Origin of the sequence: Streptomyces sp. NPDC048383, from assembly GCF_040651775.1 — a bacterium.
In the GTDB taxonomy this organism is placed as follows: domain Bacteria; phylum Actinomycetota; class Actinomycetes; order Streptomycetales; family Streptomycetaceae; genus Streptomyces.
Window position 1 is genome coordinate 171,707 of sequence record NZ_JBEZKS010000004.1, and the last position, 10,180, is coordinate 181,886.

9 protein-coding genes are annotated in these 10,180 nt (G+C 68.9%); 7 read left to right on the forward strand and 2 right to left on the reverse strand.

Annotated features, from left to right (window positions below):
- Positions 1-62 precede the first annotated feature (62 nt).
- The 4 genes from AB0D46_RS05590 (at position 63) to AB0D46_RS05605 (ending at position 4,956) form a co-directional block, all read left to right on the forward strand.
- The gene (locus AB0D46_RS05590) at positions 63-2,285 is read left to right on the forward strand and encodes a polyribonucleotide nucleotidyltransferase (RefSeq protein WP_362875987.1); all 2,223 of its coding nucleotides are present in this window, start codon (positions 63-65) and stop codon (positions 2,283-2,285) included.
- Positions 2,282-3,661, forward strand: coding sequence for a pitrilysin family protein (locus tag AB0D46_RS05595; RefSeq protein ID WP_362875968.1), 1,380 nt, complete (start codon positions 2,282-2,284; stop codon positions 3,659-3,661). The genes AB0D46_RS05590 and AB0D46_RS05595 overlap by 4 nt, the downstream gene beginning before the upstream one ends.
- 74 nt (positions 3,662-3,735) lie before the next feature.
- Complete coding sequence (dapB, locus tag AB0D46_RS05600; protein ID WP_362875969.1) at positions 3,736-4,488, forward strand: 4-hydroxy-tetrahydrodipicolinate reductase; 753 nt, start codon at positions 3,736-3,738, stop codon at positions 4,486-4,488.
- A 15-nt stretch (positions 4,489-4,503) separates the two neighbouring features.
- On the forward strand, positions 4,504-4,956 hold the full coding sequence (locus tag AB0D46_RS05605) for a hypothetical protein (protein WP_362875970.1): 453 nt from the start codon (positions 4,504-4,506) through the stop codon (positions 4,954-4,956).
- A 37-nt stretch (positions 4,957-4,993) separates the two neighbouring features.
- Here AB0D46_RS05605 and AB0D46_RS05610 read toward each other — a convergent pair whose 3' ends face one another.
- Both AB0D46_RS05610 and AB0D46_RS05615 read right to left on the reverse strand, forming a co-directional pair.
- On the reverse strand, positions 4,994-5,548 hold the full coding sequence (locus tag AB0D46_RS05610; RefSeq protein ID WP_362875971.1) for a PH domain-containing protein: 555 nt from the start codon (positions 5,546-5,548) through the stop codon (positions 4,994-4,996).
- Positions 5,549-5,596: 48 nt separating this feature from the next.
- Positions 5,597-5,836 carry a hypothetical protein gene (locus AB0D46_RS05615; RefSeq protein ID WP_362875972.1) on the reverse strand — a complete coding sequence of 80 codons (240 nt, stop codon included), beginning with the start codon at positions 5,834-5,836 and terminating at the stop codon, positions 5,597-5,599.
- A 237-nt stretch (positions 5,837-6,073) separates the two neighbouring features.
- On the opposite strand from AB0D46_RS05615, the gene thyX reads away from it, so the two are divergent.
- The 3 genes from thyX to AB0D46_RS05630 all read left to right on the forward strand — a co-directional run bounded on the left by thyX (position 6,074) and on the right by AB0D46_RS05630 (position 9,743).
- Positions 6,074-6,814, forward strand: a complete 741-nt coding sequence (gene thyX / locus AB0D46_RS05620; protein ID WP_362875973.1) for an FAD-dependent thymidylate synthase — start codon at positions 6,074-6,076, stop codon at positions 6,812-6,814.
- Positions 6,815-7,042: 228 nt separating this feature from the next.
- Complete coding sequence (dapA, locus tag AB0D46_RS05625; protein ID WP_362875974.1) at positions 7,043-7,942, forward strand: 4-hydroxy-tetrahydrodipicolinate synthase; 900 nt, start codon at positions 7,043-7,045, stop codon at positions 7,940-7,942.
- A gap of 115 nt (positions 7,943-8,057) precedes the next feature.
- On the forward strand, positions 8,058-9,743 hold the full coding sequence (locus AB0D46_RS05630; protein WP_362875975.1) for a ribonuclease J: 1,686 nt from the start codon (positions 8,058-8,060) through the stop codon (positions 9,741-9,743).
- The last annotated feature ends 437 nt before the right edge of the window (positions 9,744-10,180 follow it).

The following is a 10,180-nucleotide window of genomic DNA, read 5'->3' on the forward strand; positions in this document are numbered from 1 at the left end:
TCCGCAACCGTCCACCACCACACGGGTGGCGGACGGAGACGACGAAAATGGAGATATCGCTAGTGGAGAACGAGACCCACTACGCCGAGGCCGTCATTGACAACGGTTCCTTCGGCACCCGCACCATCCGCTTCGAGACGGGCCGTCTGGCCCGCCAGGCCGCCGGCTCCGCCGTTGCCTACCTGGACGACGACACGATGGTGCTGTCCGCCACCACCGCGTCGAAGAAGCCCAAGGACCAGCTCGACTTCTTCCCCCTCACGGTGGACGTCGAGGAGCGGCAGTACGCGGCCGGCAAGATCCCCGGCTCCTTCTTCCGTCGTGAGGGCCGGCCCTCCGAGGACGCGATCCTCACCTGCCGCCTGATCGACCGCCCGCTGCGCCCGTCCTTCAAGAAGGGCCTGCGCAACGAGATCCAGGTCGTCGCGACGATCATGGCGCTCAACCCCGACCACCTGTACGACGTCGTCGCGATCAACGCCGCGTCCGCGTCCACCCAGCTGGCCGGCCTGCCCTTCTCCGGCCCGATCGGCGGCGTCCGCGTCGCGCTGATCCGCGGCCAGTGGGTCGCCTTCCCGACGCACACCGAGCTCGAGGACGCCGTCTTCGACATGGTCGTCGCGGGTCGCACCCTCGAAGACGGCGACGTCGCGATCATGATGGTCGAGGCCGAGGCCACCGAGAAGACCATCGCCCTCGTCAAGGGCGGCGCCGAGGCGCCGACCGAGGAGATCGTCGCCTCCGGTCTGGACGCCGCGAAGCCCTTCATCAAGGTCCTCTGCAAGGCCCAGGCCGACCTGGCCGCCAAGGCCGCCAAGCCCGAGGGCGAGTTCCCGGTCTTCCTGGACTACCAGGACGACGTGTTCGAGGCCCTCTCGGCCGCGGTCAAGGGCGAGCTCACCCAGGCGCTGACCATCGCGGGCAAGCAGGAGCGCGAGGCCGAGCTGGACCGCGTCAAGGAGATCGCCGCCGCGAAGCTCCTCCCGGCCTTCGAGGGCCGCGAGAAGGAGATCTCCGCCGCCTACCGCAGCCTGACCAAGGCCGTGGTCCGCGAGCGCGTCATCAAGGACAAGGTCCGCATCGACGGCCGCGGGCTCACGGACATCCGTACCCTCGCCGCCGAGGTCGAGGCCATCCCGCGCGTGCACGGCTCGGCGCTGTTCGAGCGTGGCGAGACCCAGATCCTGGGCGTCACCACCCTCAACATGCTCCGCATGGAGCAGCAGCTGGACACCCTCTCCCCGGTGACCCGCAAGCGCTACATGCACAACTACAACTTCCCGCCGTACTCCGTCGGCGAGACCGGCCGCGTCGGTTCGCCGAAGCGCCGCGAGATCGGCCACGGCGCGCTCGCCGAGCGCGCGATCGTGCCGGTCCTGCCGACCCGCGAGGAGTTCCCCTACGCGATCCGTCAGGTGTCCGAGGCCCTCGGCTCCAACGGTTCGACGTCCATGGGTTCGGTCTGCGCCTCCACCATGTCGCTGCTGAACGCCGGTGTGCCCCTCAAGGCCCCCGTCGCCGGCATCGCCATGGGCCTGATCTCCCAGGAGATCGACGGCAAGACCCACTACGTCGCCCTCACCGACATCCTCGGTGCGGAGGACGCGTTCGGCGACATGGACTTCAAGGTCGCCGGCACCAAGGAGTTCGTCACCGCGCTCCAGCTCGACACCAAGCTCGACGGCATCCCCGCCTCCGTCCTGGCCGCGGCCCTGACGCAGGCCCGTGACGCCCGCCTCCACATCCTCGACGTGATGATGGAAGCGATCGACACGCCGGACGAGATGTCCCCGAACGCCCCGCGGATCATCACGGTCAAGATCCCCGTGGACAAGATCGGTGAGGTCATCGGCCCCAAGGGCAAGATGATCAACCAGATCCAGGAGGACACCGGCGCCGAGATCACGATCGAGGACGACGGCACCATCTACATCGGTGCCTCCGACGGCCCGGCCGCCGAGGCCGCCCGCGCCACGATCAACGCGATCGCCAACCCGACCATGCCGGAGGTCGGCGAGCGGTACCTGGGTACGGTCGTCAAGACCACCACCTTCGGTGCCTTCGTCTCCCTCATGCCCGGCAAGGACGGCCTGCTGCACATCTCGCAGATCCGCAAGCTCGCCGGTGGCAAGCGCGTGGAGAACGTCGAGGACGTGCTCGCGGTCGGCGCCAAGGTGCAGGTCGAGATCGCCGAGATCGACCAGCGCGGCAAGCTGTCCCTGATCCCCGTGATCGACGGCGAGGCCGCCGGTGACGACGCTGACAAGGACGACTCCGACAAGTGACGTCGCGTAGTTCCCGTGTGACGGCCCGCCCCTCTTCGGAGGGGCGGGCCGTCGCCCGTACCCAAACCCTGCTCAAGGGGCAGAACGGCATCGGCACCGTCCGACGCACCGTCCTGCCCGGCGGACTGCGCATCGTCACCGAGACGCTGCCCTCCGTCCGCTCCGCCACCTTCGGCATCTGGGCGAACGTGGGCTCCCGGGACGAGACGCCCACGCTCAACGGAGCCACCCACTACCTGGAGCACCTCCTCTTCAAGGGCACCGACAAGCGCAGTGCCCTCGACATCTCCTCCGCGATCGACGCGGTCGGCGGGGAGATGAACGCCTTCACGGCGAAGGAGTACACCTGCTACTACGCCCGGGTGCTCGACACCGACCTGCCGCTGGCCATCGACGTGGTCTGCGACATGCTCACCGGCTCGCTGATCCGCGAGGAGGACGTCGTCGCCGAACGCGGCGTCATCCTCGAAGAGATCGCGATGACCGAGGACGACCCGGGCGACGTGGTCCACGACCTGTTCGCCCGGACCATGTACGGGGACTCGCCGCTCGGCCGTCCCGTCCTCGGCACCGTCGACACGATCAACGCCCTCGGCGCCGACCGGATCCGCCGCTTCTACAAGAAGCACTACGATCCGACCCGCCTGGTCGTCGCCGCGGCCGGCAACGTCGACCACGACAAGGTCGTACGCCAGGTCCGCGCGGCCTTCGAGAAGGCCGGCGCGCTCACCCGCACCGACGCCGAGCCCGTGGGCCCCCGTACCGGCACCAAGCGGATCCGCACCGCCGGCCGGGTCGAACTCGTCAACCGCAGGACCGAGCAGGCGCACGTCGTCCTCGGCATGCCGGGCCTCGCCCGCACCGACGAACGCCGCTGGGCCCTGGGCGTCCTGAACACCGCCCTCGGCGGAGGCATGTCCTCCCGCCTCTTCCAGGAGGTCCGCGAGAAGCGCGGACTGGCCTACAGCGTGTACTCGTACACCTCGGGCTTCGCCGACACCGGCCTGTTCGGCGTCTACGCCGGCTGCCGGCCCAACCAGGTCCACGACGTGCTGCGGATCTGCCGCGACGAACTGGACAAGGTCGCCGCCGACGGCCTCGACGACGACGAGATCCGCCGCGCCATCGGCCAGCTCTCCGGCTCCACCGTCCTCGGCCTGGAGGACACCGGCGCGATCATGAACCGCATCGGCAAGAGCGAGCTCTGCTGGGGCGACCAGATGTCCGTCGACGACATGCTGGCCCGGATCGCCGCCGTGACCCCGGACGACGTCCGCGCGGTCGCCCGGGACGTACTCGCCCGGCGCCCCTCCCTCGCGGTGATCGGCCCGCTGAAGGAGAAGCAGGCCGCCCGCCTCGACGAAGCGGTCGCCTAGCTCCGTACGGGCTCCGGCTCGTACCCGTAACAAGGCTGCACACACTTGAGGCCGCACACACTTAAGGACGGAACATGAGCAAGCTGCGCGTGGCGGTCCTCGGCGCCCGGGGCCGCATCGGCTCCGAGGCGGTCAAGGCCGTCGAGGCCGCCGAGGACATGGAGCTGGTGGCGGCCCTCGGCCGCGGCGACAAGCTGGAGACGCTGGCCGAGGCCGGCGCCCAGGTCGTGGTCGAGCTGACCACGCCCGACTCCGTGATGGAGAACCTGGACTTCCTCGTCCGCCACGGCATCCACGGCGTCGTCGGCACCACCGGCTGGACCGAGGACCGCCTCGGGCAGCTGAACACCTGGCTGGCCGGCTCGCCGGAGACCGGGGTGCTCATCGCCCCGAACTTCTCCATCGGCGCCGTCCTCACCATGAAGTTCGCCGTCCAGGCCGCCCGCTACTTCGAATCCGTCGAAGTGGTCGAACTGCACCACCCGAAGAAGGTCGACGCGCCCTCCGGCACCGCGACCCGCACGGCGCAGCTCATCGCGGCCGCCCGCGCCGAGGCCGGTCTCGGCGCGCAGCCCGACGCCACCACCACCGCCCTCGACGGCGCCCGCGGCGCGGACGTCGACGGGGTCCCGGTGCACGCCGTCCGCCTCCGGGGCCTGCTGGCCCACCAAGAGGTGCTGCTCGGCAGCGAGGGCGAGACCCTCACCATCCGACACGACTCCCTGCACCACAGCAGCTTCATGCCGGGCATCCTGCTCGGCGTGCGCCGCGTGACGCAGACCCCGGGCCTCACCTTCGGCCTGGAAAACTTCCTCGACCTCGGCTGATGAGGCAGTAGTCCCATGCGCGCGAAGATCACCTACTTCATCACGGCCGCCGTCCTGGTCGTCTACTTCGTCCTGGTCGGCAGCCGGGGGCTGATGCTGCTCCGGCAGGGCACCTGGATCACCGTCACCTTCGGCGTGGCCGTGCTGATCCTCCCCGTCATCGGCGTGTGGTTCCTCTGGAAGAACACCCAGTTCGTCACCCGGGCCAACCAGCTCGCGACCGAACTGGAGGCCGAGGGCGGCCTGCCCGAGGACGAGTTGGAGCGCGACGAGTACGGCCGGATCCTGCGGGACTCCGCCGACGAGGCCTTCGCGCGCCGCAAGGCCGAGACCGAGGACGCGCCGGGGGACTGGCGCAGTTGGTTCCGCCTCGCCGTCGCCTACCACGACGCCCGCGACACCCCGCGCGCCCGCAAGGCGATGCAGCGCGCCATCGCCCTGCACGCGGGAAAGCCCGCACGGGTCTGATTCCCCGTACGGGCTTTCCGGCGGCATCCGCGGCGCGTCAGGCCGGTACGGGGCGGTACTCCCGCGCCCACGCCTCCAGCGCCCCGGCGGCCCGGTCGAAGGCCTCGCCCCGGGACAGGAAGTCGGCGTTGTGGTCGGTCAGCAGGACCGGCAGCCCCGGACCGGAACTGCCGGCCACCGTCAGGGCCTGACCCTGGACGGTCCGGGGCAGCCCCAGCCAGCGCACCGGCTGCTGCACCGTACGGATGGCGTCGATCTGGCTCCATGCGACGGAACGGGTCCGGAAGAACCCGACCCGCCGCAGCCCGTACGGGCTCACCCAGACGCCCGTACGGAGGATCCGCAGCGCGGAGCCGACGACGAGGAGCGAGGCGGCCAGGCCGACGCCCGCGCCCAGCCAGGTGCCCGCGAAGGCGATGATCATCGTGGCCAGCAGCATGAAGGCCGCCAGCAGGAGCAGTACGGCCGCTCCGGCCACGCGCCAGGGACCGGGTCGATAGGGCCGGCGCCAGCGCTCCGGATCCGCGTGGGGGAGGGCTTCGTCCTCATGTACGTCGAAAACGCCGTCGGCCGTCAAGAAGGGCAGGGGCACGGCAGGACCTCACTCACGTGCACGTTCGATTGGGCAGTGCCCGTGAGGCTACCGTCCTTCGGACGCCTCGGACTGCTGCGCCTTCCCGGTCGCCTCGTACGGCTGCAGTGCGGGCATCCCGAGGAGCAACGAGCCGACGAGCCCCGCCACCACGGTCAGTCCGACCAGACTACGGGCGGCGATCTGAGTCCTGCTCAGACTCTCGCGCGGCGGCGGAGTGACGTTACTGCGGAAACGGTCGGCCTCGGCGACGAAGGCGAACGGGACGGGTTCGCGCCGGCGAAACACAGGAGCGACTCTCCTCACGATCAGGGCCCGGAGGCCGTGGGGGCGGGACGGAAGAAGTTCTCCCTGTAGGACGTACGAACGCCCCGATCGGTGCCTGAAATCGGGACATCAACCAAAAAACTTGGCACCCCGTCAGCTGTACGGGGGACCCCGGCGCCCTCCGCGGCTGCGCGGGGACCCACCGTGCGCGCCGTAGAGTGGGCGCGCCCCAGGTAAGACCGTTCGGAAGGACCCCGTGTGAGCGAGACCGCTGCTTCAGACCTGAAACCCAGCTTCCGTAGCGAGGTGACGGTGGAGCTGGTGAAGCACTCCGCCGCCGACTCCGACGTGCTGTGGGCAGCCCGCGTCTCCACGGCCGGCGAGCAGTCCCTGGAGGAGCTCCAGAAGGACCCCGAGCGTTCCAAGGGCCTCATCAACTACCTGATGCGCGACCGCCACGGCAGTCCCTTCGAGCACAACTCGATGACGTTCTTCATCAGCGCCCCGATCTTCGTCTTCCGCGAGTTCATGCGGCACCGCGTGGGTTGGTCCTACAACGAGGAGTCCGGCCGCTACAGGGAGCTCCAGCCGGTCTTCTACGTCCCGGACGCCGAGCGCAAGCTCGTCCAGGAGGGCCGCCCGGGCAAGTACGTCTTCGTCGAGGGCACCGAGGCGCAGCAGGAGCTGACGGGTCGGGTCATGGAGGACTCGTACCGCCAGGCCTACGAGGCGTACCAGGAGATGCTGGCGGCGGGCGTGGCCCGCGAGGTCGCCCGTTCGGTCCTGCCGGTCGGTCTCTTCTCCTCGATGTACGCCACCTGCAACGCGCGCTCGCTCATGCACTTCCTCGGTCTGCGCACCCAGCACGAGCTGGCGGCGGTCCCGTCCTTCCCGCAGCGGGAGATCGAGATGGTCGGCGAGAAGATGGAGCAGCACTGGGCGGGGCTCATGCCGCTGACGTACGCCGCCTTCAACGGCAACGGCCGCGTTGCCCCGTAAGGCTCGACGCACGTGCGGCGTACACATGTACGGAGACAAGTCCCAAGTGTCCGTATTGCGGCGTTTCGCAAAGTTCATCTAGGCTGATCAAACGGACCCGGCACTGCTTGAACCCCCGAGCAGGCAGTGCCGGGATCCAACAACCTCCGAGGCCACGACTCGGAGGTTCCCCCTGTTGACGTCACCCGAGGGGACATCGCGAGCGTGGCAGCGAGTAGCGTGTTACCCATGGCTCCGATCTCGACTCCGCAGACCCCCTTCGGGCGGGTCCTCACCGCCATGATCACGCCGTTCACGGCGGATGGCGCACTTGACCTCGACGGCGCGCAGCGTCTCGCCGTCCATCTGGTGGACGCAGGCAACGACGGCCTGATCATCAACGGCACCACCGGTGAGTCGCCCACGACCACCGACGCGGAGAAAAACGACCTGGTACGAGCCGTACTGGAGGCGGTCGGCGACCGCGCCCACGTCGTCGCCGGCATCGGTACGAACGACACCCGCCACACCCTGGAGCTGGCCCGCCAGGCCGAGCGCACCGGCGCCCACGGCCTGCTCGCCGTCACCCCGTACTACAGCAAGCCGCCGCAGGAGGGCCTCTACCGGCACTTCACGGCCATCGCCGACGCGACCGGACTTCCGGTCATGCTCTACGACATCCCCGGCCGCAGCGGCGTCCCGATCGATACCGAAACCCTGGTCCGGCTCGCCGAGCACCCCCGTATCGTTGCCAACAAGGACGCCAAGGGTGACCTCGGCCGCGCCGGCTGGGCCATCGCCCAGAGCGGCCTGGCCTGGTACTCGGGCGACGACATGCTGAACCTGCCGCTCCTGTCGATCGGCGCGGTCGGCTTCGTCTCGGTGGTCGGCCACGTGGTCACCCCCGAGCTGCGCGCCATGCTCGAAGCCCACCTCGGCGGCGACGTGCAGAAGGCCACCGAGATCCACCAGAAGCTGCTCCCCGTCTTCACCGGCATGTTCCGCACCCAGGGCGTGATGACCACCAAGGGCGCGCTGAACCTGCAGGGCCTGCCCGCGGGCCCGCTGCGACTCCCGCTGGTCGAGCTGTCCGCCGAAGAGACGGCGCAGCTCAAGATCGATCTTGCCGCGGGTGGGGTACAGCTCTGACAACAGACTTCACAACTGAACACGCAAGACCACAACAGACGAACGCAAGTGCACGAATGACATGCGCGCCACGTGCCTTCAGGGGTACGTGGCGCGCGTGGTGAAGGAGAAACTTTTGAGCCACCCGCACCCTGAACTCGGTCCGCCGCCGAAGCTCCCGAAGGGCGGCCTCCGGGTCACCCCGCTGGGCGGTCTCGGCGAGATCGGCCGAAACATGACCGTCTTCGAGTTCGACGGTCGCCTGCTGATCGTCGACTGCGGCGTCCTCTTCCCCGAGGAGGAGCAGCCCGGCATCGACCTGATCCTGCCGGACTTCTCGTCCATCCGGGATCGCCTCGACGACATCGAGGGCATCGTCCTCACGCACGGCCACGAGGACCACATCGGCGCCGTCCCGTACCTCCTGCGGGAGAAGCCGGACATCCCGCTGATCGGCTCCAAGCTGACCCTCGCCCTCATCGAGGCGAAGCTCCAGGAGCACCGCATCCGCCCCTACACCCTTGAGGTGAAGGAGGGCGAGCGCGAGGGTCTGGGCCCGTTCGACTGCGAGTTCATCGCCGTCAACCACTCCATCCCGGACGCCCTGGCCGTGGCCATCCGCACCGGCGCCGGCATGGTCGTCTGCACGGGCGACTTCAAGATGGACCAGCTCCCGCTGGACAACCGCCTGACCGACCTCCACGCGTTCGCGCGGCTGAGCGAGGAGGGCATCGACCTCCTCCTCTCCGACTCGACGAACGCCGAGGTCCCGGGCTTCGTCCCGCCGGAGCGCGACATCTCGAACGCCATCCGCGGCGTCTTCGCGAGCGCCCAGAAGCGGATCATCGTGGCCTCGTTCGCGAGCCACGTGCACCGCATCCAGCAGATCCTGGACGCCGCCCACGAGTACGGCCGTCGGGTCGCCTTCGTCGGCCGTTCCATGGTCCGCAACATGGGCATCGCCCGTGACCTGGGCTACCTCCGGGTCCCGGCCGGTCTCGTCGTCGACGTCAAGACCCTCGACGACCTGCCGGACGACGAGGTCGTGCTGGTCTGCACGGGCTCGCAGGGCGAGCCGATGGCGGCCCTGTCCCGCATGGCCAACCGCGACCACCAGATCAGGATCGTCCCCGGCGACACCGTGATCCTGGCGTCGTCCCTGATCCCGGGCAACGAGAACGCGGTCTACCGCGTGATCAACGGCCTGACCCGCTGGGGCGCCAACGTCGTGCACAAGGGCAACGCCAAGGTGCACGTCTCCGGTCACGCCTCCGCGGGCGAGCTGTTGTACTTCTACAACATCTGCAAGCCGCGGAACCTCATGCCGGTGCACGGCGAATGGCGCCACCTGCGCGCCAACGCCGAGCTCGGCGCGATGACGGGTGTCCCCAAGGACCGCATCGTCATCGCCGAGGACGGCGTGGTCGTCGACCTGATCGACGGCAAGGCCCGCATCGCGGGCAAGGTCCAGGCCGGTTACGTCTACGTCGACGGCCTCTCGGTCGGCGACGTGACCGAGGCCTCGCTCAAGGACCGTCGCATCCTCGGGGACGAGGGCATCGTCTCGGTCTTCGTCGTGGTGGACAGCACCACGGGCAAGGTCGTGAGCGGTCCGACCGTGCAGGCCCGCGGCTCCGGCATCGAGGACTCCGCCTTCACGGCGATCCTGCCGAAGATCGAGGAAGCCATCGCACGCGCCGCCGCCGACGGCGTGGCCGAGCCGCACCAGATCCAGCAGCTGATCCGCCGCATCATGGGCAAGTGGGTCTCCGACGGCTACCGCCGGCGCCCGATGATCCTGCCGGTCGTGGTCGAGGTCTGACCTCGCCCGTAGCGACCACACCGGAGCGGGGCAACCGGATTTGCATCCGGGGGCCCCGCTCCAGTACGTTTACGTCTCCACCTCGCAGGGCCCCGGGCACATACGTGCGCCCGGACGGTTCGCGAGCGGGTGGGATCGATGGCCCAGGGAGACCTGATAAAGTCTGATCCGCCCGAAAGGGAAAGGCCCCCCGAAGGCCATCGGAATTCAAACCCTCGTCGGAAACGACACGGAAATGAATCTGATAGAGTCGGAATCGCCGGAAAGGGAAAAGCGCGAAAGCGCAGGACCTGGAAAGCACCGAGGAAATCGGGCCCGAAAGAGTCTGATAGAGTCGGAAATGCAAGAACAGAACAACACAGAACGAAAGCCCGGAGGAAAGCCCGAGAGGGTGAGTACAAAGGAAGCGTCCGTTCCTTGAGAACTCAACAGCGTGC